The sequence below is a fragment of the Pseudomonas sp. lyk4-R2A-8 genome, assembly GCF_030209095.1.
GTDB lineage: Bacteria > Pseudomonadota > Gammaproteobacteria > Pseudomonadales > Pseudomonadaceae > Aquipseudomonas > Aquipseudomonas quebecensis.
The window spans coordinates 62,695-87,792 of the sequence record NZ_JARVSS010000011.1; the positions used below are offsets into that span (position 1 = coordinate 62,695).

The following is a 25,098-nucleotide window of genomic DNA, read 5'->3' on the forward strand; positions in this document are numbered from 1 at the left end:
GGCTCTCCCGAGGCATTCGCCGGGCGCGGTAAAGCCTGGCTGCGTCCATGGCAGCCACCGCTTTACCCGGCAGGGAAGTGTTTTAGAAGCGCGCTTTAGGCGTCGCGCAAGGGATAGGTCCGGAACCGCTCAACGGTCGGAACGCCGATTCATCCGCATCGTAAGCGCGAATTTCGCTGGTCTCGATGTTGTAAATCCAGCCATGGATAAACAACTGACCGTTGGCCATGCGCGAAGCCACCGAAGGGTGGGTGCGCAAATGCTGCAACTGGGCGATGACGTTTTCTTCGGTCAGCACCTTCATGCTCTCGCCTTCATTGGCGCAGTCGCAGTTGTCATGAACCATGGCCTTGGCGACCTCGGCGTGCCGCAGCCAGGCCTTGACCGTCGGCATCTTCTCCAGGCTGTCGGGGTTGAGGACCGCGCGCATGGCGCCGCAATCGGAATGCCCGCAGACGATGATGTGTTGTACCCCGAGGGCGAGTACCGCGTACTCGATTGCCGTGGACACACCGCCGTTCATCTGCCCGTATGGGGGCACTACGTTACCGACGTTACGGGTAACGAACAGGTCGCCGGGCGAACTTTGAGTAATCAGTTCAGGGACGATGCGCGAGTCGGCGCAGGTAATAAACATCGCCCTCGGGCTCTGGGCCGTGGCGAGTTTCTTGAAAAGTTCTTCCTGCTGAGGGAAGACGTCGTGATGGAAATGCAAAAAACCGTCAACGATATGCTGCAGCGCTGCATCGGCGGATTCCGCCACCTGAGGGGCTGATGCCGACGCAGCCAACGGCTGTTTATCCTTATCACTCATGATTCATCCTCTTGATTAATGCAGGGGAGTTTTCAGCTCAGTTCGACGCCTGGATAGTGGAATAGTTGTAAAACGCCGCGGGCTCCAGGGCCGACTCATCAGTCACTCGCCGAACAAGGTAACCATCGAAACTTAACTCAAACTGAATGAACCGCTCTAGATCGCGGGTTTCAGTGATATCAAAACGCGACTATTCCTACAGTAGCGGTGCATTCTTCCCAGCCAGTCTACAACAATGCCATTTGTCTGCCCGGTGGGCAGAACGCCTCGCAATCCAGATTGAAGCCTTCCCGGCGATCCATACCCAGGCGCTTGATCGCTTTGCTGAAGCGCTGCGCCAGCAGGTCGGCAAACGGCCCTTCACCGCGCATGCGTACGCCAAATCGACTGTCATACACCTCACCGCCCCGCACCTGGCGCACCAGGCTCATCACATGGGCGGCGCGCTGCGGGTAATGCGCCGCCAGCCACTCCTCGAACAGCGGCGCCACCTCCAGCGGCAGGCGCAACATCATGTAGGCCGCGCTCTGGGCTCCGGCGGCATGGGCCTCGGCCAAAAGGCTTTCCAGTTCGCTGTCGTTGATCATCGGGATCATCGGCGAACACAATACGCCCACCGGTATCCCCGCCTCACGCATCACTCGAATCGCCCGCAACCGCGCCTTGGGCGCCGCCGTGCGCGGCTCAAGGATGCGCTTGAGTTCGTCGTCCAGGCTGGTGAGGCTGATCATCACCGCCACCAGACGCTGGCGCGCCAGCTCGGTGAGCAGATCCAGGTCGCGCAGGATCAGCGAGCCCTTGGTGATGATGGTCACCGGGTGTCGGTAGCGCAGCAGCACCTCCAGGATCTGGCGGGTGATGCGGTACTCGCGCTCGATGGGCTGGTAGGGATCGGTATTGGAACCCAGGTTGATCGGTGCGCACACGTAGCCGGGCTTGGACAGTTGCTGCTCCAGCACGTCAGCCGCGTTGCTCTTGGCGATCAGCTTGGTTTCGAAATCCAGCCCCGGGGACATGTCCCAATAGGCATGGCTGGGCCGCGCGTAGCAGTAGATGCAGCCGTGTTCGCAGCCGCGATAGGGGTTGATCGAACGGTCGAACGGCAAATCCGGCGAGTTATTACGGGTGATGATGGTCTTGGCCGTTTCAATGCGCACTTCAGTGCCTTGGGTCGGCGGCACTTCCTGGTGCCAGCCGTCGTCTTCGGCCACGCTGACCGTGGGCGCAAAGCGGTTGTGCAGGTTAGTGGCCGTGCCCCGGCCACGGGGTGGCAGCGCAGTGGACATAAGAACGCCTCGATACTGTTTTTATATACAGTATCGAGGCGCGAAGGATCTGACCAGTGCCGTTTGGCGGGTCAGCACACTGTCAGTGCTTTTGCGTCACTTGCCCCAGATCGTCACCCGAGGTGGTGCGCATGTCGTTTTTGCGCAGGTCCGCCACTTCACTGGCCTGTACCGGCGCTCCCTGGTTGCCCCAACTGCCACGGATAAAACTCACCACATCCGCCACTTCCTGATCCGAAAGACGCCAGGCGAACGCCGGCATGGTGAAGGTGGACGGCGCCGTGTGGGTGGCCGGCAAAGTGCCGCCGTTCAACACGATGTTGATCAGCGACGTCGCGTCCGCCGTCTGCAACACCGGGTTGCCCGCCAGCGCCGGGAACACCCGCGTATAACCATGCCCGTCGGTACGGTGGCACGCCGCGCAGTTGTCGATATACACCGAGGCGCCGCGCTGGCTGTCGTCGCCCTTCCACAGGGCTTGCGCCACCTGCTTGTCGTACTGGTGCGGCTGATCCTTGGGGTCCACCGCCGGCAGACTCTTTAGGTACCGGGCGATAGCCGTCAGGTCGTCTTGCGACAGGTACTGCATGCTGTGCACGACCACATCGCTCATGCCGCCAAACACTGCGCTGCGGTCGCTGCGACCGGTCTTGAGAAATTGCACCAATTGTTCCTCGCTCCAACTACCGAGCCCGTCCTTGTGGTCACCGCGCAGGCTTTTGGCGATCCAGCCTTCCAACGGCGCACTGCCGGACAGAAACGCGCTGCCGTCCTGAGCACTCAGGGCTTTTTCCTGCATGGTCAGGGCGCGCGGCGTATGGCACGCGCCACAGTGGCCAAGGCCCTCCACCAGATAGGCGCCGCGACTGATCACCGGGTCGGTCCCCGCCTTGGCCTGGTAGTCCTCAACGGCCGGCGCAAACATCCAGCGCCACGCCGTCAACGGCCAGCGCATGCTCAACGGCCAGGGAATATCGCTGTCCTTGTTCTCCTGGGCGACCGGCTCGACGCCTTTCATGAAATACGCGTACAACGCCTGCATATCGCTTTCGCTGACACGAGCGTAAGACGGGTAGGGCATGGCTGGGTAAAGCGTACTACCGCTTTTGGCGACACCATGGCGCACGGCCTTGTCGAAGTCCTCGAAGCTGTAATCACCCAGGCCGGTCTTGTCCGGGGTGATGTTGGTGGAATAGATCACACCGATGGGGGTTTCCATCGGCAGGCCACCGGCGAAGGGTTTGCCGCCCTTGGCGGTGTGGCAGGCCACGCAGTCACCGGCACGAGCGAGGTATTCGCCCTGCTTGACCAGGTCGGTTTCTGCGGCGCTGATCGAGCAACTGCTGAGCAGCGCCAAGGTCGCGATAACGAATGTTTTCATGCTCATCGCTCCTTATGCCTGAACCAGCGGGCCGGGATTTTTCAGGTACTGCTCGCGAATCGCACGGGCCGACCAATAAGTCAGTGCCGCCACCAGGCCGGTAGGGTTGTAGCCCAAGCCTTGTGGGAAAGCGGATGCGCCCGGGACAAACACGTTGTGTACATCCCAGCATTGCAGGTAGCGGTTCAACGCACTGGTTTTCGGGTCGGTGCCCATGATCGCGCCACCGTTGAGGTGGGTGGTCTGGTAAGACGCAGTGTTGAAGTGCTCACCGACCTTCTTGCCCAACACGGCGATCGCCTTGGGGTTCATTGCCTGAGCGACCTTGCCCATCTTCTCGACCATGAAGCGGTTCATCTTGATGTCGTTTTCCTGCCAATCGAATGTCATCCGCAGCAATGGCAGGCCGTAGGCATCGCGGTAGACCGGGTCCAGATCCAGGTAATTACCCCGGTAGGATTGATGGGCGCCGTGGGCATCCATCGACACCTGATGGGTGTAGTAATCAGCGGTGGCGCGCTTCCAGGCACTGCCCCAGGCGGGCGTACCTGGAGGATTGGACGTGCCGGCGATCGGCCGGCTGCCGGCCTGGTTGACCCACATCGGCGAGCCGCCGACGAAACCGTGGGGGCCGTGGTCGAAGTTATCGGCGTTGAAGTCATCGATGGCCACACCGTTGCCGCCTGCACCGATGAAGTTATTGGTGTGCGTGTCTTTGTCGAAGAACGCCTTGATGGTGGCCATGTTCTGGTAAGCGAAATTCTTGCCCACCACGCCTTCGCCACTGATCGGGTCGTAAGGCTTGCCGATACCCGACAGCAGCATCAAGCGCACGTTGTGGAACTGGAACGCGCCAAGAATCACCAAGTCCGCCGGCTGCTCGCACTCGCGACCCTGGCCGTCGATGTAGGTCACGCCGGTGGCCTTGCTCTTGGTACTGTCGAGATTGACCTTGAGTACGTGGGAATTGGGCCTCAGTTCGAAATTCGGCACCTGCCGCAGCGCCGGCAGGATGTTTACGTTCGGCGACGCCTTGGAGTACATGTAGCAGACATAGCCACTGCAGAACCCGCAGAAATTGCATGGCCCCATCTGCGCCCCGTAGGGGTTTGTGTATGGCCCCGAAGTGTTGGCGGATGGCAGGTTGTAGGGTTTGTAACCCACCTCGGCAGCCGCCTTCTGAAACAGCTGTGCAGAGACGGTGTTTTTCTGCGACTCCAGCGGGAACGGGTTGGAGCGGTCCGGCGCATAAGGGTTACCGCCGCGGCCTTCACCCACCACTTGACCCTTGACGGTCCAGGCCTGGCCGGAGGTGCCGAAGACTTTCTCCGCGTAATCAAAGAACGGCTCCAGCTCTTCGTAACTGACGCCGAAGTCCTGGATAGTCATGTCCTTGGGAATGAAATGCTTGCCGTAGCGCTCTTCATAGTGGCTGCGCATGCGCAACTCGATCGGGTCGACACGGAAATGCACGCCGGACCAATGCAGGCCCGCTCCACCCACACCGTTGCCCGGCAGAAATGCGCCCAGCTGACGGTTGGGCAGGGCGACGTCATTCACGCTATGGCGAATGGTCACGGTCTCTTTGGAAATGTCCTGGAAGAGTTTTTTACGTACGCTGTAGGTCAGTTCGTCGATGACCTGGGGATAGTTGCCATCGGGGTAAGTGTCCTGCATCGGGCCGCGCTCCAGCGCAACCACGTTCAAACCCGCTTCCGTCAGCTCCTTGGCCATGATCGCGCCGGTCCAGCCAAAACCTACGATCACCGCATCGACTTTTTTCATGATGGTCGCCACGTTTATGCCCTCTCGCCGCGGATGGAAACTGCCGGGAAGGGGTATTGCTCGTTGCGTTCCACCCAATCCATGAAGTCGGCGCGCGCGCCGGGGAAGCCGATCAGGGTCCAGCCGACCATACCTTTATTGCCGCCGTGAATCGGGTCGCAGAAGAAACCTTCCTTGGTGTTTTGCAGCAACAGATTGAAGAACATCCTGGCCGGCACCGCCTCGAAATGGTCGGCCACTTCACCGCCGCCAGCTTCCAGGCGACGCAGCATGTCCTCCTGGGTAGCGCTGTCTTGAGCGGCAAAGACCTTGCCGTTGAACGCCTTGGACCATGCATCCGTCGCAGCAATGCCCAGGCGATAAATTTCCTTGGGCACCAGCTTGCTCTGCCAGCCCATCTCCGGTGCGGCATCGGCGTTGAACGGCCCCTGCATGTACCACAGCGCACCGCTGGCATAGGGCGTGTTCATCTGACGGTCGATGTACTCAGGCACACCCGCTTCAAGGGCGCCGGGGCCTTGGTCATCGGCAGGGATCAAGCGCGCGACTGCGGCGTGAATAAACGCCCATTCCTCAGCCGTGAAGTAGCTGGGTTCGTAGGCTTTTTCGCTAACTGCTGGCCTAGCCGGACTGGCCTGGACCGGTTCAGGCGTCGCCATCAGCATCGAACCACCCAAGCTGGTACTGGCAACCGTGACCACCGGGATCAAGGTCAAGGATTTGCGCAAAAAATCACGCCGGGGGTTGTCTTGATCTTGATCAGACATGGGTGCACCTCATCATGTGGTCACGGATTGATCAGCCGCTTCTAGCGAGCGGCTTGGGGAATATGAACAGCTATTGGATCCAACCTGTTCAGATAGATAGAACGCGGCTGTCATGAATAGTTACGAATGATAGCAGGCTAAGCATCAAGGGAATCGATTCAGCCCAGAAAACAGCGGCAGCGCTGCTCGCCGATCACGTTTCTTTGACGAACGCCTCACACGGCATTGACTCGACGTCACCCACTCTGACGACCACTCACCACCTCCTTTCGGTTACGTCGACCATGCTGAAACACCCCGTGTTACCTGCCCTGTGCCTGGCGCTCGTCAGTCTATTCGCCAATGTTTCTGTGCAGGCCGACGCAATCGTCACTTCCGTCCGGTCCCCCGAATGGGCCCAACCGATCGACGCTCACTACAACTTGCACCAGATGACGCCCACGCTCTACCGCAGCGGCTTGCCGGACAGCCGCGCGCTGCCTCTGCTGGAAAAACTGAACGTTGGCACCGTCATCAACTTCCTGCCCGAATCCGATGACAGCTGGCTCGCCGACTCCGATATCAAACAAGTGCAGCTGACGTATCGCACCAACCACGTAGACGATTCAGATGTATTGGCCGCATTGCGCGCAATCCGACAGGCAGAAGCCAATGGCTCGGTGTTGATGCACTGCAAGCACGGCTCGGACCGCACCGGCCTGATGGCGGCGATGTATCGGGTGGTGATTCAAGGGTGGAGCAAAGAGGATGCGCTGAACGAAATGACGTTGGGCGGGTTTGGCAGCAGTAATGGCTTCAAGGACGGTGTTCGTTACATGATGCGCGCCGATATCGACAAATTACGCACTGCCTTGGCCACCGGGGATTGCAGCACCAGCGCGTTTGCGCTGTGTTCGATGAAGCAATGGATTTCCACGACAGGCAGTGAGCAGAAGGAGTAGAAACGGATCAGGCAGCAGCGGTCCGGTTGAATGGACGCGCTGCCTGCTCTGGGTGTGCTCAGTCCTTTTTCAACTTCGGATTTGGAAAGAATTGCACCGCCTGCACCTTTGGGTCCGGCACTTTCAGCGCTGACGTATTAACCCGCGTGCCCAATTCCTTGGGCACCGACAAGCCTTGGTCATTGAGCGTATCGGTGTAGCCGCAGGCCACGCATTCGCGATGGGGCACGCTGTCCTCGGTCCACATTTTCAACTTATCCGGCTCGCTGCACGCGGGGCACACGGCCCCGGCGATAAATTGCTTTTTGGTGATCACAGGCCCTTCGCTCATGCTGCTGCATCCTCACTCAGGCCGCTGTGACGCAACAGTGCGTCAATGGACGGCTCGCGGCCGCGGAAATCGACGAACAGCACCATCGGCGCCTGGGAACCGCCACGCGCCAGGATCGCATCGCGGAACGCACGGCCGGTTTCAGCATTGAGCACGCCTTCTTCTTCAAACTTGGAGAAGGCATCCGCCGACAGCACTTCGGCCCATTTGTAGCTGTAATAACCCGCTGCATAACCACCGGCGAAGATGTGCGCAAAGCTGTTGGGGAACCGGTTGTAGGCCGGCGGACGCATGACCGAAACCTCGTCACGTATGCCTTCAAGCACCTGGGGCACGCTGCGACCATCGCCATGAGTGGCATGCAATTCGAAGTCGAACAGCGAGAACTCCAGTTGCCGCACCATCATCAGGCCGGACTGGAAGTTCTTCGCCGCGAGCATCTTTTCCAGCAGGTCCTGGGGCAGTGGTTCGCCGGTTTCATAGTGGCCGGAGATCAGCGCCAGGCCTTCCGGCTCCCAGCACCAGTTCTCCATGAACTGGCTCGGCAACTCCACCGCATCCCACGCCACGCCGTTGATCCCGGAGACACCGGCGTGTTCGACACGGGTCAACAGGTGGTGCAGGCCGTGGCCGAATTCGTGGAACAGCGTGGTGACTTCATCATGGGTCAGCAGAGCAGGCTTGCCGCTGTCGGCCGGGGTGAAGTTGCACACCAGATTGGCCACCGGGCTTTGCAGCACGCCATCGACAGTGCGGCGACGGTCGCGCGCACCGTCCATCCAGGCACCGCCGCGCTTGTTGGCGCGGGCGTACAGGTCAAAGAAGAAGCGCCCGACGTGCTGGCCGTTTTCCTTGATTTCAAACAGGCGAACGTCCGGGTGCCAGGTGTCGAAGCCTTTTTGCTCGGCGATCTCGATGCCATACAGGCGCTGCACGATAGCGAACAGGCCGCTGAGCACCTTGTCGATCGGGAAGTAGGCGCGCAGGGCTTCCTGGGAAACGCTGTAGCGCTGCTCGCGCAGCTTTTCGCCGTAATACCCGCTGTCCCAGCTCTGCAAATCGGCGCAACCCTGTTCGGCGGCGTAGGCCTTGAGCTGCTCCAGATCCTGGGCTGCAAACGGCTTGCTGCGCTTGGCCAGGTCACGCAGGAAGCTCAGCACCTGGTCGCTGGACTCGGCCATTTTGGTGGCCAGGCTCAGTTCGGAGAACGAGGCGTAGCCCAGCAGGCTGGCCAGTTCCTGACGCAGATCCAGGATCTGTTCCATCACCGGGCCGTTATCGTTCTGGCCGGCATTCGGGCCCTGATCCGACGCACGGGTGCAGTAGGCAGCGTAAATTTCTTCACGCAGGGCGCGGTCCTGAGCGTAGGTCATCACCGCATAGTAGCTAGGGAATTCCAGGGTGATCAGCCAACCGTCGAGGCCCTTGGCCTGAGCGGCGGCGGCCATCTGCGCCTTGGCCGAGTCGGTCAGGCCAGCGAGGGTGGCTTCATCGGTGACGTGCTTGGTCCAGGCCTGGGTAGCGTCGAGCAATTGGTTGGAAAACTTGCTGCCCAGCTCGGAGAGTTTGCTTTGCACTTCGGCATAACGTTTTTGCTGCTCGGGCGGCAGATCGATACCCGACAGACGGAAGTCGCGCAGGGAGTGTTCCAGGATGGTTTTTTGCGCCACATCGAAGCCTGCGGCTTCCGGGCTGTTGGCCAAGGCTTCGAAGGCCTGGAACAACTCGCGGTTCTGGCCCATTTCAGTGGAATAAGCACTCAATGCCGGCAGGCACGCCTCGTAGGCTTCGCGCAGTTCGGCGCTGTTGCACACGGCGTTGAGGTGGCTCACCGGGCTCCAGGCTGCGCCCAGGCGGTCATTGAGTTCATCCATAGCCAGGACCAGGCCTGCCCATGTCGGATTTTTCCCTTGGCTTTGCAGGATGCCTTCGATGGCAACGCGGTTGTCGGCGAGGATCTGTTCGATGGCCGGCTGAACGTGCTCGGCACGGATCGCCGAGAACGGCGGCAGGTCGTAGGGCTGCAGAAGAGGGTTGTTCGCGCTCACGGTGGGCACCTTGGCTGGAGAAACATGTAAGAACAAAGATGGGGCCATCTTAATTACAATCAATGCCCACCGCAGCTATCAGCAGAAGAGAGAGAAGCTATCGTGACCCTTCGCACCTATCAGAACCACACGCCAACCCTGGGCGCCGGGGCTTTTGTCGATATGTCGGCGGTGGTGATCGGCGATGTCGAAATCGGCCCCGACAGCTCCGTATGGCCGCTGACGGTGATTCGCGGCGACATGCACCGCATCCGTATCGGCGCGCGCACCAGCATCCAGGATGGCTGCGTGCTGCACATCACCCACGCCGGGCCCTTCAACCCCGACGGTTTTCCGCTGCTGATCGGCGACGATGTGACCATCGCCCACAAGGTCATGCTGCATGGCTGTACGGTTGGCAGCCGTATTCTGATCGGCATGGGCAGCATCGTGATGGACGGCGCGGTGGTGGAAGATGACGTGATCATCGGCGCCGGCAGCCTGGTGCCGCCGGGCAAGACGCTGGAGAGCGGTTTTTTGTATGTCGGCAGCCCGGTCAAACAAGTCCGTGCGCTGACTGACAAGGAACGCGCCTTTTTCACCTACAGCGCGGCGAACTACGTGAAGCTCAAAGACCTGCACCTGGCTGAAGGATTCGACCGATGAGCCTGCATTACTCCACCGTGCTGTTCGACCTGGACGGCACCCTCACCGACCCGCGCGAAGGCATCACCCGTTCGATCCAGTACGCCCTCGCCAAGTTGGGTATCGATGAACCGGACCTGACCCGGCTGGAACATTTCATCGGTCCGCCGTTACTGCAAGCCTTTATGCAGTTCTATGACTTCGATGAAGCCAGAGCCTGGGACGCGGTGAATTACTATCGCGAACGCTTCAAGGTTACCGGGCTGTATGAAAACCGCGTATTTGACGGCGTGATGCCATTGCTGGAGGCACTCAACCAGCAAGGGCGTCAGTTGTACATCGCCACCTCCAAGCCGTGGGAATTTGCCCGGGAAATTGCCCGTCATTTCGACTTTGCCAAGCATTTCAAGGTGATTTACGGCAGCGAACTGGACGGCACGCGCACCGATAAAGTCGAGCTGCTTGCGCACCTGATGAAAGAAGAGGGCCTGGACCCGGCCAGCACCTTGATGATCGGCGATCGCAAGCACGACCTGATCGGCGCCCGCAGCAATGGGCTGGATTCGGCGGCGGTGGGGTATGGTTTTGGCAGCTTTGAAGAATTGAATGCCGAAGCGCCGACCTGGCATTTCGAGACATTGGCCGCGATGCACCGGGCGTTTTTGCAGCGGCCTTAAAAATCGTCATCGGGGGCAAGCTGTGCAGCCTAAAAAGGTGGGACGGGGCTTGCCCCCGATGAGGCCCTACAGACCCACACCCTCCAACTGCCTCAACGCAGCCTTACGCTGCACCACCGGCAACTCGCCCAACTTTTCCACCGCGGCGTAGAACTTCACCCAATCCCCCTGTTGCTGCGCAAACAACGCCGCAAACGCCGGCACCCATTGGTCATACAGCCCGAACGGCAACAGCCTTGCGTTGTTCATAGGTTGGTTGACCCAGGCGTCATAGCGTTTGTCACCGGCCCATTGGGTGTCGCGCAGTTGCCGGTAGTCGCGGCGCAATTGCTCGAACTGCGCCGCTTTGGCCTGACGCATCACGTCCGGGGCCAGAGGCTGCGCGTAGAGGTTTTCCAGGCGATGGCGGGTGTCCAGGATCAAGCGGATAAACTGGTCACGTTGCTGCGCCTGTGCATCGCTGAGCGGTGGCAGGCTGCGCGCAGCCCGCCACTGGCGGGTGCCTTCCTGCTCGACAAAGGTGGCAAACGACTCGTTGAACTCAGTGTCGTCTTTCACATAGAAACGCTGGTGAGCGAGCTCATGAAAAATCAACGTGGCCAGCCGCTCGTCGCCCCAGTTCATCATCGAATTCATGATCGGGTCATCGAACCATCCTAAAGTGGAATACGCTTCCACGCCGCCGATCGCCACGTCCATGCCCTGTAACTTCAACACCGCCGCCTCGCCACGCGCCGCGCCCTGGTTGTAATAGCCGCGATAGGCCACACAGCCGGCGATGGGAAAGCAATGGTTTTGAGGCGTCAGAGAAAATTCCTGCGTGGCGAAGACATTCCAGACCACATAGGGGCGGCCGATGTCTGCGTACAACCGGTAACTCAGGTTGTCAGGCAGGTGCAGGTGTTCGCTGGCGAAGGTGCGCGCTTTTTGTGCTTGCACCAGGTGGTCGCGCAGTACCTGCGGGCGCGTCGGGTCACTTATTACCTGAGCCACCGGCTCGCGGGCACGTAATAACTGCCATTGGCCGCTCGCCAATTGGCTGTAGTAACTGACGCTGGAGCACCCGCCGAGCAGCACGGCCAACCCCCCTGTAAGTAAACGCCTGATCATGTTCCGACTGCTCCTGGATACCCTGTGCGCCAGACTGGCGTGCCGCGCGGGAATTTTCCACGTCCAGAGGTGTTTATACTCAAACGTCCCCCTGCATTGAGACTTTGCCATGCGCCTGTTCTTAGTTGCCGTTGTTGCCTTGCTCTCGAGTGCCTGCACAACGACACCGGTACCGCCCGCCGACCCGCATCAGGCATGGGTCGATTTCATCACCCCCACACCAGGCGCCAAACTGTTGATGGCACAGCGTCTGGACGGCAAGAATCTCGAAGACGGACGCTACTTCCAGATACCAACCGGCGCCCACGAGCTGATGGTGCGCTTTGACTTTGAGGTACCGGCGGGTGGCGGGCTGGGAGGGCTCAGCCAGATGCAATATCGAACCTGCTTCATGACGTTGCAGTACGACCACTTCCAGGCTGGCCAACGCTATGTGCTGGAAGGCCGCTCGCTGGCCTTTACGCCCAACATCCGACTGTATGACTCCGCCCGCCAGTTGCTGGCAGAGGAACGCAGTGTGAACTGCCTCTGATCAGTCGTTGTTCTTCTGGTAGATGATGCGCTTGGTGCCGTTTTCGCACGAGCCAACAATCATGGCACTGTCGTGGTTCTTGGCTTCTTCGGCGGTGATGATTTCCAGGGTGTAGGACGGAATCGCCTTGGCCTGGATATTCACTTCGATCTCTTTCCTGAGCTCTTCACAATCTTTTGGAGCGGCCACGGCCGATGTGGCCAACACACCGCAGATGATCGCCAAGGCAAAACGTTTCATGGTTGAAGCTCCCTGAATGCATTGCGCACGAGTGTGCGCCTAGGCTGCATAGGGTATAGGACCACAGGTGCGAAACGGGAGTTCTTATTTAACGCAGCACAAAGTGGGGGAGCAGGCTTGCCCCTCCCACCTTGGACCTGTTGTGTCAGTTAACCAGCGTGCCATCCAGAGTGATGGTTGCATTCAGAACCTTGGACACCGGGCACCCTTCCTTGGCCTTTTTGCTCAATTCATCGAATTGCGCCTGGCTGGCGCCTGGGATCTTGGCTTTGAGCGTCAGGTGTACGGCGGTGATCGCAAAACCCCCTTCGACCTGATCCAGCGTCACGTCGGCCTGGGTGTCGATGCTGTCGGCCTTGAGGCCCGCATCGCCCAGAATCATGGAAAACGCCATGGAGAAACAGCCCGCATGGGCCGCACCGATCAGCTCTTCCGGGTTGGTGCCCTTGCCGCCCTCGAAACGGGCCTTGAAGCCGTAGGGCGCTTCGCGCAGCACACCGGTTTCGGTGGAGATGGAGCCCACACCAGTCTTCAGATCACCTTCCCAATGCGCGGATGCCTTTTTAACAATACTCATAGCTTTCTCCTCGAACGGTGGTTTTGCTTCAGTAAGGTTCTGAGGATAGATGCTCGGGCAAAGTTCATCTTGTAAGAGAAACCCAGCAGTTTAGTAGGAAATTTCAGGCCAGCTATTGAATCTCGGGTATATGCCCTCATTGCATGGAGGATGCACATGAAGCGGCAGGTTTTGGTTCGTCTTAAAAGCCTGCGCCCTCAATTGGAGAAGCAGGCTTATGAAATCGCTGTCCGACGTTAAGTTTTCCGCCCTCGACCTGGTGCCCGTACGCGCCAATGGTAGCCCGGCACAATCGCTGCGCAATTCCCTGGACCTGGCTCAGCATGTGGAAAAGTTCGGCTACAACCGTTTCTGGGTAGCCGAACACCACAATATGGACGGCATCGCCAGCTCGGCCACTTCGGTGTTGCTGGGGTATCTGGCCGGTGGCACCTCGACGATTCGTGTCGGTTCCGGCGGTGTGATGCTGCCCAATCACGCGCCGCTGGTAATCGCCGAGCAATTCGGCACCCTTGAAAGCCTGTACCCGGGCCGCATTGACCTGGGCCTGGGTCGCGCCCCCGGTTCCGACCAGATGACCGCCCGCGCCCTGCGCCGTGAGCGCTCCGGCAGCGCTGACGATTTCCCCGAGGACGTGGCCGAACTGATGGCCTACCTGGGCCCGCGCACCCCCGACCAACGGGTTATCGCCGTCCCCGGCACCGGTACCAACGTGCCTGTCTGGCTGCTGGGTTCGAGCCTGTTCAGCGCGCAACTGGCCGGCGAGCGTGGTTTGCCCTACGCCTTCGCCTCCCATTTCGCACCCCGTTTAATGCACGAAGCGATTCGCGTGTACCGCAATCACTTCAAGCCTTCGGCTGTGTTGGACAAACCCTACGTGATGCTGGGCATTCCGCTGGTGGCGGCCGATACCGACGAACAGGCCGATTACCTGGCGACCTCCGTCTACCAGCGCATTCTCGCGCTGATGCGCGGCCAAAGTCTGGTGCAGCGCCCACCGGTGAAAAGCATGGATGGCCTATGGCTGCCCCATGAAAAGGACGCGGTCGGCAGCTTCCTCGGCCTGGCCATGGTCGGCAGCCCGGCGAAGATTCGCGCCAAGCTCGAGGTGCTGATCGAACAGACCGGCGCGGATGAGTTGATCTTCACCTGCGACCTGTACGAGCACGCGGACCGGATTCATTCCTACGAGTTGCTGGCGCAGCTGATGAAGGGCTGACCTAACCCCAGTCGAAAAAAAACCGACGCACCCGCGTCGGTTTTTTATGTCTGCAACACGGGGTTAACCGCGTTTGTAGACGATTTCCTTGGTGCCGCCCTCGCAAGTGCCGACCACTTTGGCGTCGGTAGAAGCGCCTTTGTCGACGACTTCCAGCGAATAGCCCGAAGCACCTTTGGCGTCGATTTTCGCCGCAATTTCACTTTTGAGGTCTTCACACGACTTGCCCGCCGCCAGGGCGGTACCTGCCAGGCTCAACAAACCTACGGCTAACAGAAGCTTCTTCATCCGTTACTTCCTTGCGCTGATCCAATAGAACGTGCCGACGCAGTGGCATCGGCACCCGAACGTTGTAGCGCAGGTTATGGCAATCGGCCAGTCAGCAAGTTCAACTCACAGGATCAACTGCTGGCAATTCGGAATCCCACCTTCAGAGTGACCTGATAGTGGGCGACCTTGCCATCTTCGATATGACCGCGCGTTTCAGTCACTTCAAACCATTCCAGGTGCTTGAGGCTTTTGCTGGCCTCGGCCAATGCGTTCTGGATCGCATCCTCGATAGTGGTGGTGGACGAACCTACCAGTTCAACTTTTTTGTAAGTGTGGTGATCGGTCATGGGGTTTCTCCTGAGGGATGTTTAAGAAGCCTAGCAGTCAATATCCGTACTGCTTCAGGCGACCGTTCCTACCTGAAAGTTCAGATTTACTGCACTTTCTGAAAACCCAGCAGTCGGTATCTACACACGCCACTCAATCACTTCAGGAGAATCCACATGGCTAACACTTCTTTACGCAAAGCGTCGCTGGAAAGCATGGAAGCCGAGATTTCGAGCCTGCTCAAGTCCCTTGAAAGCCTCAAGGACGATGCGTCGGATGAGTCGCGCAAAACCTTGAAGGCCCTGAAAAGCAATGCCGAGAATGCGCTCAAGCACTCCCGTCATCTGATCACCGATGCCTATGAAGAAAGCAAAGTGAAATTGCGCGAAACCGGCGTGGCAACTCGCGATTACGCGCAAGAGCACCCTTGGACCACTGCCGGCGTTGCCGTTGGCGCGCTGGGTCTGCTGGCGGCTTACTTGCTGTGCAAGCGCGGTGACTGAATCGGTTGGCGCGACAGCTCTGTCTTGAGCCATTGCGCCAGCTGCCGGGCGCGCCCATCCGCGGCGCGCTTGGGTAGCCACAATGCCAGGTGCGCCGGGGTTTCGCTGAACCCCCAAGGCGCCACCAGGCGACCGGCCAGCAGATCTTGCGCCACCAGCGGCTGCGGCGCGATCGCCACCCCCAGCCCGGCCACAGCCGCCTCCAGCAAATAATACAAATGCTCGAACCCTTGCCCGTGCTTCAACGCATTCGGTGCGATGCCGTATTGCTGCGCCCAACTGGGCCACGCCTGGGGCCGTGACGTGGTGTGCAGCAGCGCTTCACCGCACAACGCCGACGCAGGCGCCTGACGCAGACGCTCATAACCGCTGAATCGCGGGCTCATGACCGGGCCGATACGCTCACTGGCCAACTCGTATACCTGCATATCGGCCGGCCACGGCGGTTCGGCGAACACCAGCAACGCATCCAACCCCGGACGACGCGGGTCCAGATCACCATCACCCGCCGACAAGTGCAGGCGCAGGTCCGGCAAGTCAGCGTTCAGGCGGCCAAGGCGCGGAATCAACCAGCGTGCCAGTAAACTGCCCGAACAGCCGAGTACGAAGGGGGCGTCGGCGCCGGTCTGGGTGAGTTCCGCACACACGTCTCTCAAACGCTCGAACGCTTCGCCGCTGGCATCGCGCAGCCGCACGCCCGCATCTGTGAGTTTAAGGCCACGCCCCTCCTTGACGAACAGGCTGACGCCCAAGTGTGCTTCGAGCACCTTCAATTGGCGACTGACTGCCCCGTGGGTCACATGCAGTTGCTCAGCGGCCTGGCTGACGCTGTTGAGGCGCGCGGTGGCTTCAAACGCGCGCAGGGCGTTGAGGGGTGGAAGGTCTCGGCTCATCTGTGAGTTTTCCTGACAGGTTGCAGCGATCTTATCGGTTTTCAGCCGCGGATGTGAGGGGTAGAGTGGCCCACATTGCTTCCCACACGAATTCTTTCCTGGAGCGTCCCATGACTCAGTCCCAGACCGATCTACGCAACGGCCCAGACACCAGCGGCCTGTTTGGCGCGTTCGGCGGCCGCTACGTCGCTGAAACCCTGATGCCGTTGATCCTCGACCTGGCCCGCGAATACGAAGCGGCCAAGATTGATCCGGCGTTCAACGAGGAATTGGCCTACTTCCAGCGCGACTACGTTGGTCGCCCAAGCCCGCTGTATTTTGCCGAACGTCTGACCGAATACTGCGGCGGCGCCAAGATCTACCTCAAGCGCGAAGAGCTGAACCACACCGGCGCGCACAAAATCAATAACTGCATCGGTCAGATCCTGCTGGCGCGACGCATGGGCAAAAAACGCATCATCGCCGAGACCGGCGCCGGCATGCACGGCGTGGCCACCGCCACGGTAGCCGCGCGTTTCGGCCTGCAATGCGTGATTTACATGGGCACCACCGACATCGAGCGCCAGCAGGCCAACGTGTTCCGCATGAAGCTATTGGGCGCCGAAGTGATTCCGGTGGTTGCCGGCACCGGCACCCTCAAAGACGCCATGAACGAAGCCCTGCGCGACTGGGTCACCAACGTCGACAGCACTTTCTACCTGATCGGCACCGTAGCGGGTCCACACCCATACCCTGCAATGGTCCGCGACTTCCAGGCCGTGATCGGCAAGGAGACGCGCACGCAACTGCAAGCCCAGGAAGGCCGACTGCCGGACAGCCTGGTGGCGTGCATCGGCGGCGGCTCCAACGCCATGGGCCTGTTCCACCCGTTCCTGGACGACAAGAGCGTGGACATCATCGGCGTCGAAGCGGCCGGCCACGGCATCGAGACCGGCAAGCACGCCGCCAGCCTCAACGGCGGCGTACCCGGCGTACTTCACGGCAACCGCACCTTCCTGTTGCAGGACGACGATGGCCAGATCATCGACGCCCACTCGATTTCCGCCGGCCTGGACTACCCCGGCATCGGCCCGGAACACGCCTGGTTGCATGACATCGGCCGCGTCCAATACACCTCGGTGACCGACGACGAAGCCCTCGACGCCTTCCACAAATGCTGCCGCCTGGAAGGGATTATTCCTGCACTGGAAAGCGCCCATGCATTGGCCGAAGTGTTCAAACGCGCACCGACCTTGCCGAAAGATCACCTGATGGTGGTTAACCTGTCCGGCCGTGGCGATAAAGACATGCAGACCGTGATGCATCACATGGAACAGTCCCAGCAGGAGAAACACTGAATGAGCCGCCTGCAAACCCGCTTTGCGCAACTCAAGGAACAAAACCGCGCCGCCCTGGTGACTTTCGTCACTGCCGGCGACCCGGGTTATGACACCTCGCTGGCGATCCTCAAAGGGTTGCCCGGCGCCGGCGCCGATGTGATCGAACTGGGCATGCCCTTCACCGACCCGATGGCGGACGGGCCGGCCATTCAGCTGGCCAACATCCGCGCGCTGGAGGCCAAGCAGAACCTGGCGAAAACCCTGCAGATGGTGCGTGAGTTCCGCAAGGACAACGACGAAACACCGTTGGTATTGATGGGCTATTTCAACCCGATCCACAAATACGGCGTGCCTGCGTTCATCGCCGATGCCAAGAACGCCGGGGTAGACGGCCTGATTGTGGTAGACATGCCACCTGAGCATAACCGCGAGCTGTGCGACCCGGCGCAGGCCGCAGGCATCGACTTCATCCGCCTGACCACACCGACCACCGATGACGTACGCCTGCCGACCGTGCTCAACGGCAGCTCCGGTTTTGTGTATTACGTGTCGGTGGCCGGCGTGACCGGCGCCGGCGCCGCCACCCTGGAACATGTCGAAGAAGCCGTGACACGCCTGCGCCGCCATACCGACCTGCCGATCAGCATCGGTTTCGGCATTCGCACACCGGAACAGGCCGCCGCCATCGCCCGGTTGGCGGACGGTGTGGTGGTGGGCTCGGCGTTGATCGATCACATCGCCACCGCCGGCAGCGACCGGCAGGCGATCGATGGTGTGCTCAGCCACTGCGCAGCGTTGTCGGAAGGTGTACGTAACGCTCGTAAGTAAAGGCCTCAGGCTCCCGACTGATCTAGGCTAGGCTGAAGGTGGGCATTGCGCCCCACCTTCAACGCACTTCGTGCCTATTGCTGTCTAACCACCTCTGCAAGCCCCGCCGTTCTTGCGCTGTCGGTCGTTAAGTTAGTTGCATCAGAAGTCATTATCGTCTCCCACGGAGCACATCATGGCATTTGATCTCGTCCCGCCTTCAGACCCCCGTCATGCCGCCTTGCAGAAGGGTTTCAACCTGCGCTGGCCGCTGGGCAACGTCCAGGGCCAATCCTCGCCCAATGGCGCCAACCTTATCTACCTGTGCCACAACCCGCAGGACATCATCGACGCCGCCGCGCAAGCCTTGGCCATGCCCAATGGCCGCATCACGGTGCGAAGTGGCGGTCATTGTTATGAAGGGTTTGTCGCTAACGTGATGCCCGGAGTGCCGCACGAGAGCCTGTCGATCCTGGATATCGGGCAAATGAACCAAGTCGCCTACGACCCGTCCGGACAGATAGGGTCAATGCTGGTGCCGGGCTCACCTCGTCGCTACAGCGTCCGCCTGGAACCCGGTTGCCAGAACTGGGACACCACCGTCGCACTTTATAAGAGGGCAAATAAAACCCTGCCAAGCGGCTCCTGCTATTCGGTGGGGCTTGGCGGGCATATCTGCGGCGGCGGTTATGGGTTGCTGTCGCGCAAACACGGGCTGGTCTGCGACTGGCTGGACGGCGTTGACCTGCTGGTGGCCAACGTCAGTGGAACGGGCCTTGTGCCTGTGCATGTGTCCCGGGACAGCACCGATAGCGCTGAGCTGGACCTGTTCGCCGCTTGCTGCGGTGCCGGAGGTGGGCAGTTCGGCATTATTACCAGTTATTACTTCAAGGCCCTGCCACCGGCGCCCACGCAGGTGCTTTGGCTGGCATTGGAATGGGATTGGGCGCAACTGACCCGTCCGGCTTTGGAGCGCCTGCTGCGGGCCTATCAAAAATGGTTCGCGGACAATCAGGCAAACCCCAATACCTGGGGCCTGTCGACCAAGCTGGAGATGCGCCACCTCAATACCGGCAACGTGACGTTGGGTATTCACTATGTCGACAAGAACGGTCAACTCGATGACCGGGCGCCCTTCGACGACTTCGTGCTCAGCCTACTGACCGCCGTGGGCGTGAGCCCGAGGCAGTCGCTGGTGCCGTTCCACGTGGTGCATCAACCGCGCGATGGGCAAAGGGGGCGCCGCATTACTTCTCTGCAGGATGCCCGAAAAGCGGCGCGGCAACTGGACTGGCTGTACGCCACCCAATCGCTCAACGGCTCCGGTGACAATCAACGCGGTCGCTATAAATCGGCGTATCAGAAAGGCGAATTCACCCAGCGCGTGCTGGATGCGATCTGGGCCACGCTGAACTGGCCGGACCCTGAGCAGCAGTTGACCCAGAGCCTGATCCAGATCCAATCGTTCGGCGGGCGCATCAACGAGATGGAAGGCCCGATCCTGGCGCAGACATCCGCCGCTCAGCGCTCCTCGTACCTCAAGTGGCAGCCGCAATGTTACTGGCACACGGCGGACGACGGGGCGGACCAGGCCCACGCCGACTGGATCCGTGGGCTTTTCAACGCGGCATTCACCAACGGCGTGCCGGACGATCCGGAGTTCGAGGGCTGCTACATCAACTACCCGGACCTGGACATGACCTATCTCGGCGGCGATCCGGCGAATGGCAAGAACCCCTCGTGGTATGGGATCTTCTTCCCCAACACCATCATCGAGAGCCGCCTGCGCCGAACCAAGCAGCGATGGGACCCGTTGAATGTGTTCCGCAATGAAATGTCGGTGCCGCACGCGTAACAACGGGCGAGTCTGACGACTGTGACTGTGGCGAGGGAGTTGCTCCCTCGCCACTGCGATGACTGGCCTACAGCTCGATGCGCTCGACCTTGCCCACCAGCAGCACGTAGGACAAAGCCCCCAACAACGCCAGCACTGCAATGTAAGTGATCGCCGGCGCAAACGAATCACCGCTGGCGAGGAAGCCGATAACGATTGGCGTGGTAATCGCCGCCAGGTTGCCGATGAAGTTGAACACCCCACCGGTCAGGCCCAGCAACCGCGCCGGGGCGAGGGTGGAGACCAGCGACCAGGTGATCGAAGCCAGCCCATTGCCGAAGAACGCCACAGCCAGGAAGGCGATGACCAGCGGGGTCGATTCGACGAAGTTGGCGCCGATGATCGCCGTGGAGATCAGCAGCCCGCTGATGATCGGCAACTTGCGCGCAAAGCCCACGCTTGCGCCGCGACGGATCAGCCAGTCGGAAAACAGCCCGGAACACAGGACTCCGACGAATGCCGCGAGAAACGGCAGCGACGCGAGCATGCCGGACTTGATGAAGTCCATGCCGCGGTACTTCACCAGATACGTCGGGAACCAGGTCAGGAAGAACCACAGCGTGGAGTTCAGGCAGAACTGCCCCAGGTAAATCCCCCACAATTTGCGTTTGCTCAGGACAATCCCCAGGTCGACCCAGCTGAACGGCGCCTTGGTCTTGGCCGCTTGGGTGCTGAGGTCCACCAGCCCGCCGCCGTCGCGGATCAGGTCGATTTCGGCCTGGTTGATGCCTTTGAAATCACGTGGTTCGCGGTACACCGCGTACCAGATCGCCGCCCACAGGATGCCGACGCCACCGGTGACCACAAACACCATGTGCCAGCCATAGTGGTGCTGCAGCCAGGCCAGCACCGGCGTCAGAAACGCCAGCCCGACGAATTGACCGGAGGTGTAGAAGCCGATCGCGGTGGCGCGTTCACGCTCGGGAAACCAGCTGGTGACCACGCGACTGTTGATCGGGTAGGCCGGCGCTTCCAGCGCACCGACCGCCATGCGCAGGACAAACAGGGCGATGAAGCTGGCGGCAAAGCCGAGCATGACGGTTGCAATGGACCACAGCAGCAGGGCCACGGTATAGAGGATGCGCGGCGGCACCCGATCCACCAGCCAGCCGCCGGGGATCTGCATGGCGGCGTAGGTCCAGCCGAACGCCGAGAAAATCAGGCCGACATGCACCGGGTCAATGCCCAGGTCACTGGTCAGGGCGGGGGCCGCAATCGACAGGTTGCTGCGGTCCAGGTAATTGATCACCACGGTGATAAACAGCAGCACCATGATGAAGTAGCGCTTTCGGCTGGGCGTGACTAAAGGAGCCTGCCCGGTCAAGGATTCAGGTTGCATGGGGGAAGTCTCTTCTTATGTTTATTGAGGACAAGTCTTACTGAAGAAATCGATTTGATATGGGAGGGGCTTGCCCCCTCCCAGATTTTTTACCGGTTGTCTTCAGATGAGCATCACCACTCGGCGAAACTGCCGTCGGCGTGGCGCCAGATCGGGTTGCGCCAGCGGTGGCCGATGGCAGCCCGTTCGATCACGTACTCTTCGTTGATCTCAATGCCCAGGCCCGGCCCGTTGGGGATCTTGACGAAGCCCTGGTCATAGTCGAACACGCCGGGGTCGCGCACGTAGTCGAGCAGGTCGTTGCTCTCGTTGTAATGGATGCCCAGGCTCTGCTCCTGGATAAACGCGTTGTAGCAAACCGCATCCAGCTGCAGGCACGCCGCCAGCGCGATCGGGCCCAGCGGGCAGTGCAGGGCCAGGGCCACGTCATAGGCTTCGGCCATGTTGGCGATCTTGCGCGTTTCGGTGATGCCGCCCGCGTGGGACGCGTCGGGCTGGATGATGTCGACATAGCCTTCGCTCAGCACACGCTTGAAGTCCCAACGCGAGAACAGGCGCTCGCCCAGGGCGATCGGGGTGCTGGTCAGCGGCGCCAGTTCCTTGAGCGCTTCGTAGTTTTCGCTGAGCACCGGCTCTTCGATGAACATCAGCTTGTACGGGTCCAGCTCCTTCATCAGCACCTTGGCCATTGGCTTGTGCACGCGGCCATGGAAGTCGACGCCAATGCCGACGTTGGGGCCGACCGCATCACGCACGGCGGCGACGTTGGCCAGGGCCAGGTCGACCTTTTCAAAGCTGTCGAGGAATTGCAGTTCTTCGGTGCCGTTCATTTTTACCGCAGTGAAGCCGCGGGCCACGGCGTCTTTGGCGGCGCGGGCGGTGTCGGCGGGGCGGTCGCCGCCGATCCACGAGTACACGCGGATCTTGTCGCGCACCTGGCCACCCAGCAAGTCGCTGACGGACACGCCGAGGGCCTTGCCCTTGATGTCCCACAGGGCTTGGTCGATACCGGCCAGCGCACTCATGTGCACCGCGCCGCCACGATAGAAGCCGCCGCGATAGAGCACAGTCCAGATATCTTCGATGTTGCGCGGGTCTTTGCCGATCAGGTAGTCGGACAATTCTTCGACGGCGGCGGCCACGGTATGGGCGCGGCCTTCGACCACGGGTTCACCCCAGCCGGTCACGCCCTGGTCGGTTTCGATTTTCAGGAAGCACCAGCGAGGCGGGACGATAAAGGTCGTCAGTTTGGTGATTTTCATCTGTTATCTCTCTTGTAGATGCAGCGCCAGGGGCGCGGAACTTGAACTCAGCTCAGGGCTTTCCAGGCGGCGACATAAGCCTGGGCGCGGCTCGCTACCTGATCCACGGTCATACCCGGTTTGAACAACCCGGAACCCAGCCCGAACCCTTTGGCGCCGGCGTCGGTGAACACCTGCATGTTGTCCGGGGTAATACCGCCCACCGGCAGCAGCAACGTGCCCGCCGGCAATACCGCCAGCCACGCCTTGATCACCGCCGGGCTCATTTGCTCGGCCGGGAACAGCTTCAAGACGTCGGCGCCTTCGCCCAGTGCGGCAAAGGCTTCGGTGGGCGTGGCCACGCCCGGCGACAGGTACAGGCCAGCCGCCTTGGCAGCGCGCAAGACCTTGGCATCGCTGTGGGGCATGACGATCACCTGGCCACCGGCGGCCTTTACCTGCTCCACCTGCTCGGGCGTCAGCACGGTGCCGGCGCCGATCAGGCAATCGGCGGGCAGGCTGTCGCGCAGGGTGCGGATGCTGGTGTAGGGGTCCGGTGAATTGAGCGGAACTTCGATCACGCGAAAACCGGCGTCGTACAGCACCTGGCCGACCGCCTGGGCTTCGTCCGGGCGCAGGCCGCGCAGAATTGCGATCAGACCGTTTTGTGCGAGTGCTTGCTTGAGCATGTCAGGCCTCCGATACAGGTTGAGTGAGCCCGGCTGCCACGGCCAGTTGCCACAGGCCGTGCTCGGTGGCTTCTTCGGCCAAGCTGACATGGGCAAAACCGCAGAGGGCAAGGGCGCGTTGGTAGCGCGCGCATAAAGCGCCGGCGCCGACCAGAATGATCGGGGTATGCCGGGCGCGGTCGGGCAGGCCGGCCAGCTCATGACCGATCATCAGGCCGGAGAGGTAGTCCGGTTGCTGATCGGCCGCAAGTTCGCCGGTCAGGCCCAGGGTGCGGGCGCTGAACAGGGTCGACAGCAGACCGCGCTGGCCGTCCTGGGAGCGCGCCACTTGCACACCGCGATCAAAGGCGTCGGCCTGGAAGCGTTCGGGTGTCTGCTGCGTGCGGCCGAGGAGGCTGTGCTTGCCGAGAATCGCGAACACCTCGCCGGTCATGAAGGTATCGAAGTGGGTGATGCAACCACCGACCACCTCGACCCACTTGGAGTGGCTGCCGGGCAGGCCGATCAACACTTCACCGCCGGTCGGCAGGCTGCGCAGCACGCCCAGCACCTGGGTTTCTTCGCCGCGCATCACGTTGGGCAAGCCGCCTTGCTCGATCACGCCGGGTACGATGTGTACCGTCACGCCACGCAGGCTGCGTACGGCGTGCAGGGCTTTGCCCAGGCTGGCAACGTCCACCGGCGTATTGCGATACGCCGCTTCACTCCAGCCCTGGGCGCTGCCAACCATGCCGCACGCAATCACCGGCAAGTGTGGCTCGGCGTCGAGCCAGTCACCACACGCCGTATCGAAGGCCAACTCAAACCCGTCGGCGCAGCGCACGCCGGCAATTTCCCGGGCTTCTGTGGGCAAATGCATGATGCCCGACGCCAGCGAGCGTTGTTCCAGCACCACGCCTGCGGGGCCGAGTTTGTAAGCACGAAGGGAGCTGGTTCCCCAATCGAGCGCGATCAATTGCGCCTGCATCGCTTCACCTGAAAATGAGTGGGTGCTGAAAAAAGCAGATGGGCGACTATAAACCTATGCCGTGAAATATCTCAATATATAAATATGACTCCCATATAGTGGGAAATTGACGAGCAAAGTCCTACAAACCCTCGGGAATGTCAGCACTTGCATCCTTTAAGAAGAGGTTAGAAAACCGACAGATCCAACTCGCGCATCGCGCCCATCCAGATCGCGTAGTCGGTGTGGTCCTTCAAGTCATCGCCGGTATTGGGATGCAGGAACACCACCAGCCCATTTCGATGCAGCGCCAGCCACGGCAGCATCACGCCGATGTATTCGGCGTCAAAGGCCAGTTGGCAGCTCCAGTCGGGGTGAGGGCCAACGGGGCGTTCATGCACGCGGCCCATGCGCAGCGGGAAGAGCTTGGCCGCGTCCTCGCACAAGGCGCGCGCCTGCTCGAGCGTGTTGGCATCAAAGTAGATATGAGCGTGATAACCCTTGATACGGTGCATGACCGGCTCCGATGACGACGTGC

Annotated in this window: 27 protein-coding genes; 9 read left to right on the forward strand and 18 right to left on the reverse strand. The window is 60.7% G+C overall.

Annotation, left to right across the window (positions count from 1 at the left end; genetic code table 11):
- Positions 1–82: 82 nt before the first annotated feature.
- From QRN10_RS11260 to QRN10_RS11280, 5 genes are all read right to left on the reverse strand, one after another.
- A complete protein-coding gene (locus QRN10_RS11260) occupies positions 83–814 on the reverse strand; it encodes a carbonic anhydrase (RefSeq protein ID WP_181077441.1) in 732 nt (243 codons plus the stop codon).
- A gap of 227 nt (positions 815–1,041) precedes the next feature.
- Positions 1,042–2,100: a PA0069 family radical SAM protein gene (locus tag QRN10_RS11265; RefSeq protein WP_253509871.1), complete on the reverse strand. Its 1,059-nt coding sequence runs from the start codon at positions 2,098–2,100 to the stop codon at positions 1,042–1,044.
- Between the two features lie 82 nt (positions 2,101–2,182).
- A complete protein-coding gene (locus QRN10_RS11270) occupies positions 2,183–3,481 on the reverse strand; it encodes a cytochrome c (RefSeq protein ID WP_285428416.1) in 1,299 nt (432 codons plus the stop codon).
- A 12-nt stretch (positions 3,482–3,493) separates the two neighbouring features.
- Positions 3,494–5,278: a GMC family oxidoreductase gene (locus QRN10_RS11275; protein WP_181077446.1), complete on the reverse strand. Its 1,785-nt coding sequence runs from the start codon at positions 5,276–5,278 to the stop codon at positions 3,494–3,496.
- Between the two features lie 2 nt (positions 5,279–5,280).
- Complete coding sequence (locus QRN10_RS11280; RefSeq protein WP_181077447.1) at positions 5,281–6,033, reverse strand: gluconate 2-dehydrogenase subunit 3 family protein; 753 nt, start codon at positions 6,031–6,033, stop codon at positions 5,281–5,283.
- Between the two features lie 284 nt (positions 6,034–6,317).
- Between QRN10_RS11280 and QRN10_RS11285 the strand changes: the two genes are divergently transcribed.
- Positions 6,318–6,974, forward strand: coding sequence for a tyrosine-protein phosphatase (locus tag QRN10_RS11285; RefSeq protein ID WP_181077449.1), 657 nt, complete (start codon positions 6,318–6,320; stop codon positions 6,972–6,974).
- 58 nt (positions 6,975–7,032) lie between these two features.
- Here QRN10_RS11285 and QRN10_RS11290 read toward each other — a convergent pair whose 3' ends face one another.
- The gene (locus QRN10_RS11290) at positions 7,033–7,305 is read right to left on the reverse strand and encodes a YheV family putative zinc ribbon protein (RefSeq protein WP_181077450.1); all 273 of its coding nucleotides are present in this window, start codon (positions 7,303–7,305) and stop codon (positions 7,033–7,035) included.
- Positions 7,302–9,353 (reverse strand): oligopeptidase A, encoded by a 2,052-nt coding sequence (gene prlC, locus QRN10_RS11295; RefSeq protein ID WP_285428418.1) that lies wholly within the window; start codon positions 9,351–9,353, stop codon positions 7,302–7,304. The genes QRN10_RS11290 and prlC overlap by 4 nt, the downstream gene beginning before the upstream one ends.
- Positions 9,354–9,455: 102 nt before the next feature.
- Here prlC and QRN10_RS11300 point away from each other — a divergent pair, with 102 nt between their 5' ends.
- Positions 9,456–9,998, forward strand: a complete 543-nt coding sequence (locus QRN10_RS11300; protein ID WP_181077452.1) for a gamma carbonic anhydrase family protein — start codon at positions 9,456–9,458, stop codon at positions 9,996–9,998.
- Entirely contained in the window at positions 9,995–10,654 is a 660-nt protein-coding gene (locus tag QRN10_RS11305; protein ID WP_181077453.1) for an HAD family hydrolase, read from the forward strand. The genes QRN10_RS11300 and QRN10_RS11305 overlap by 4 nt, the downstream gene beginning before the upstream one ends.
- Positions 10,655–10,720: 66 nt before the next feature.
- On the opposite strand, the gene QRN10_RS11310 is transcribed toward QRN10_RS11305, so the two are convergent.
- Complete coding sequence (locus QRN10_RS11310) at positions 10,721–11,764, reverse strand: aminopeptidase (protein ID WP_285428419.1); 1,044 nt, start codon at positions 11,762–11,764, stop codon at positions 10,721–10,723.
- A gap of 109 nt (positions 11,765–11,873) precedes the next feature.
- Between QRN10_RS11310 and QRN10_RS11315 the strand changes: the two genes are divergently transcribed.
- Complete coding sequence (locus QRN10_RS11315; protein ID WP_181077455.1) at positions 11,874–12,296, forward strand: PA0061/PA0062 family lipoprotein; 423 nt, start codon at positions 11,874–11,876, stop codon at positions 12,294–12,296.
- Here QRN10_RS11315 and QRN10_RS11320 read toward each other — a convergent pair whose 3' ends face one another.
- Entirely contained in the window at positions 12,297–12,536 is a 240-nt protein-coding gene (locus tag QRN10_RS11320; RefSeq protein WP_003233678.1) for a DUF1161 domain-containing protein, read from the reverse strand.
- Positions 12,537–12,681: 145 nt separating this feature from the next.
- Positions 12,682–13,113 (reverse strand): OsmC family protein, encoded by a 432-nt coding sequence (locus tag QRN10_RS11325; RefSeq protein WP_181077456.1) that lies wholly within the window; start codon positions 13,111–13,113, stop codon positions 12,682–12,684.
- Between the two features lie 217 nt (positions 13,114–13,330).
- On the opposite strand from QRN10_RS11325, the gene QRN10_RS11330 reads away from it, so the two are divergent.
- Positions 13,331–14,332, forward strand: coding sequence for an LLM class flavin-dependent oxidoreductase (locus QRN10_RS11330; RefSeq protein WP_181077457.1), 1,002 nt, complete (start codon positions 13,331–13,333; stop codon positions 14,330–14,332).
- 63 nt (positions 14,333–14,395) lie between these two features.
- Here the strand turns inward: QRN10_RS11330 and QRN10_RS11335 are convergent, their stop codons facing one another.
- On the reverse strand, positions 14,396–14,620 hold the full coding sequence (locus tag QRN10_RS11335; RefSeq protein ID WP_181077459.1) for a DUF1161 domain-containing protein: 225 nt from the start codon (positions 14,618–14,620) through the stop codon (positions 14,396–14,398).
- Positions 14,621–14,733: 113 nt separating this feature from the next.
- On the reverse strand, positions 14,734–14,949 hold the full coding sequence (locus QRN10_RS11340; protein ID WP_076952195.1) for a dodecin: 216 nt from the start codon (positions 14,947–14,949) through the stop codon (positions 14,734–14,736).
- 156 nt (positions 14,950–15,105) lie between these two features.
- Between QRN10_RS11340 and QRN10_RS11345 the strand changes: the two genes are divergently transcribed.
- Positions 15,106–15,432, forward strand: coding sequence for an ElaB/YgaM/YqjD family protein (locus QRN10_RS11345; RefSeq protein WP_034101663.1), 327 nt, complete (start codon positions 15,106–15,108; stop codon positions 15,430–15,432).
- Here the strand turns inward: QRN10_RS11345 and QRN10_RS11350 are convergent.
- Positions 15,405–16,325, reverse strand: a complete 921-nt coding sequence (locus tag QRN10_RS11350; protein ID WP_285428420.1) for a LysR family transcriptional regulator — start codon at positions 16,323–16,325, stop codon at positions 15,405–15,407. The two genes, QRN10_RS11345 and QRN10_RS11350, sit on opposite strands and share 28 nt — an antisense overlap.
- Before the next feature lie 110 nt (positions 16,326–16,435).
- On the opposite strand from QRN10_RS11350, the gene trpB reads away from it, so the two are divergent.
- The 3 genes from trpB (at position 16,436) to QRN10_RS11365 (ending at position 20,306) form a co-directional block, all read left to right on the forward strand.
- Positions 16,436–17,662, forward strand: a complete 1,227-nt coding sequence (gene trpB / locus QRN10_RS11355) for a tryptophan synthase subunit beta (RefSeq protein WP_285428421.1) — start codon at positions 16,436–16,438, stop codon at positions 17,660–17,662.
- Positions 17,663–18,472 carry a tryptophan synthase subunit alpha gene (gene trpA / locus QRN10_RS11360; RefSeq protein ID WP_181077464.1) on the forward strand — a complete coding sequence of 270 codons (810 nt, stop codon included), beginning with the start codon at positions 17,663–17,665 and terminating at the stop codon, positions 18,470–18,472.
- A 175-nt stretch (positions 18,473–18,647) separates the two neighbouring features.
- A complete protein-coding gene (locus QRN10_RS11365) occupies positions 18,648–20,306 on the forward strand; it encodes an FAD-binding oxidoreductase (RefSeq protein ID WP_285428422.1) in 1,659 nt (552 codons plus the stop codon).
- A gap of 67 nt (positions 20,307–20,373) precedes the next feature.
- Here the strand turns inward: QRN10_RS11365 and QRN10_RS11370 are convergent, their stop codons facing one another.
- The 5 genes from QRN10_RS11370 to QRN10_RS11390 form a co-directional block, all read right to left on the reverse strand.
- Positions 20,374–21,684 carry an MFS transporter gene (locus tag QRN10_RS11370; protein ID WP_181077467.1) on the reverse strand — a complete coding sequence of 437 codons (1,311 nt, stop codon included), beginning with the start codon at positions 21,682–21,684 and terminating at the stop codon, positions 20,374–20,376.
- A gap of 113 nt (positions 21,685–21,797) precedes the next feature.
- Positions 21,798–22,946 (reverse strand): galactonate dehydratase, encoded by a 1,149-nt coding sequence (gene dgoD / locus QRN10_RS11375; RefSeq protein WP_181077468.1) that lies wholly within the window; start codon positions 22,944–22,946, stop codon positions 21,798–21,800.
- A 47-nt stretch (positions 22,947–22,993) separates the two neighbouring features.
- Entirely contained in the window at positions 22,994–23,614 is a 621-nt protein-coding gene (locus tag QRN10_RS11380; RefSeq protein ID WP_181077470.1) for a 2-dehydro-3-deoxy-6-phosphogalactonate aldolase, read from the reverse strand.
- 1 nt (position 23,615) lies between these two features.
- Positions 23,616–24,581, reverse strand: coding sequence for a 2-dehydro-3-deoxygalactonokinase (locus QRN10_RS11385; RefSeq protein ID WP_181077472.1), 966 nt, complete (start codon positions 24,579–24,581; stop codon positions 23,616–23,618).
- 167 nt (positions 24,582–24,748) lie between these two features.
- Entirely contained in the window at positions 24,749–25,075 is a 327-nt protein-coding gene (locus tag QRN10_RS11390) for a DOPA 4,5-dioxygenase family protein (RefSeq protein WP_181077474.1), read from the reverse strand.
- Positions 25,076–25,098: the final 23 nt, after the last annotated feature.

What these genes read in the sequence shown, in the direction of transcription:
- QRN10_RS11260 (WP_181077441.1), bottom strand. Translation starts at nt 814, where the DNA reads ATGAGTGATAAGGATAAACAGCCGTTGGCTGCGTCGGCATCAGCCCCT.
- QRN10_RS11265 (WP_253509871.1), bottom strand. Translation starts at nt 2,100, where the DNA reads ATGTCCACTGCGCTGCCACCCCGTGGCCGGGGCACGGCCACTAACCTG.
- QRN10_RS11270 (WP_285428416.1), bottom strand. Translation starts at nt 3,481, where the DNA reads ATGAAAACATTCGTTATCGCGACCTTGGCGCTGCTCAGCAGTTGCTCG.
- QRN10_RS11280 (WP_181077447.1), bottom strand. Translation starts at nt 6,033, where the DNA reads ATGTCTGATCAAGATCAAGACAACCCCCGGCGTGATTTTTTGCGCAAA.
- QRN10_RS11285 (WP_181077449.1), top strand. Translation starts at nt 6,318, where the DNA reads ATGCTGAAACACCCCGTGTTACCTGCCCTGTGCCTGGCGCTCGTCAGT.
- QRN10_RS11290 (WP_181077450.1), bottom strand. Translation starts at nt 7,305, where the DNA reads ATGAGCGAAGGGCCTGTGATCACCAAAAAGCAATTTATCGCCGGGGCC.
- QRN10_RS11305 (WP_181077453.1), top strand. Translation starts at nt 9,995, where the DNA reads ATGAGCCTGCATTACTCCACCGTGCTGTTCGACCTGGACGGCACCCTC.
- QRN10_RS11310 (WP_285428419.1), bottom strand. Translation starts at nt 11,764, where the DNA reads ATGATCAGGCGTTTACTTACAGGGGGGTTGGCCGTGCTGCTCGGCGGG.
- QRN10_RS11315 (WP_181077455.1), top strand. Translation starts at nt 11,874, where the DNA reads ATGCGCCTGTTCTTAGTTGCCGTTGTTGCCTTGCTCTCGAGTGCCTGC.
- QRN10_RS11320 (WP_003233678.1), bottom strand. Translation starts at nt 12,536, where the DNA reads ATGAAACGTTTTGCCTTGGCGATCATCTGCGGTGTGTTGGCCACATCG.
- QRN10_RS11325 (WP_181077456.1), bottom strand. Translation starts at nt 13,113, where the DNA reads ATGAGTATTGTTAAAAAGGCATCCGCGCATTGGGAAGGTGATCTGAAG.
- QRN10_RS11330 (WP_181077457.1), top strand. Translation starts at nt 13,331, where the DNA reads ATGAAATCGCTGTCCGACGTTAAGTTTTCCGCCCTCGACCTGGTGCCC.
- QRN10_RS11335 (WP_181077459.1), bottom strand. Translation starts at nt 14,620, where the DNA reads ATGAAGAAGCTTCTGTTAGCCGTAGGTTTGTTGAGCCTGGCAGGTACC.
- QRN10_RS11340 (WP_076952195.1), bottom strand. Translation starts at nt 14,949, where the DNA reads ATGACCGATCACCACACTTACAAAAAAGTTGAACTGGTAGGTTCGTCC.
- QRN10_RS11345 (WP_034101663.1), top strand. Translation starts at nt 15,106, where the DNA reads ATGGCTAACACTTCTTTACGCAAAGCGTCGCTGGAAAGCATGGAAGCC.
- QRN10_RS11350 (WP_285428420.1), bottom strand. Translation starts at nt 16,325, where the DNA reads ATGAGCCGAGACCTTCCACCCCTCAACGCCCTGCGCGCGTTTGAAGCC.
- trpB (WP_285428421.1), top strand. Translation starts at nt 16,436, where the DNA reads ATGACTCAGTCCCAGACCGATCTACGCAACGGCCCAGACACCAGCGGC.
- trpA (WP_181077464.1), top strand. Translation starts at nt 17,663, where the DNA reads ATGAGCCGCCTGCAAACCCGCTTTGCGCAACTCAAGGAACAAAACCGC.
- QRN10_RS11365 (WP_285428422.1), top strand. Translation starts at nt 18,648, where the DNA reads ATGGCATTTGATCTCGTCCCGCCTTCAGACCCCCGTCATGCCGCCTTG.
- QRN10_RS11370 (WP_181077467.1), bottom strand. Translation starts at nt 21,684, where the DNA reads ATGCAACCTGAATCCTTGACCGGGCAGGCTCCTTTAGTCACGCCCAGC.
- dgoD (WP_181077468.1), bottom strand. Translation starts at nt 22,946, where the DNA reads ATGAAAATCACCAAACTGACGACCTTTATCGTCCCGCCTCGCTGGTGC.
- QRN10_RS11380 (WP_181077470.1), bottom strand. Translation starts at nt 23,614, where the DNA reads ATGCTCAAGCAAGCACTCGCACAAAACGGTCTGATCGCAATTCTGCGC.
- QRN10_RS11385 (WP_181077472.1), bottom strand. Translation starts at nt 24,581, where the DNA reads ATGCAGGCGCAATTGATCGCGCTCGATTGGGGAACCAGCTCCCTTCGT.
- QRN10_RS11390 (WP_181077474.1), bottom strand. Translation starts at nt 25,075, where the DNA reads ATGCACCGTATCAAGGGTTATCACGCTCATATCTACTTTGATGCCAAC.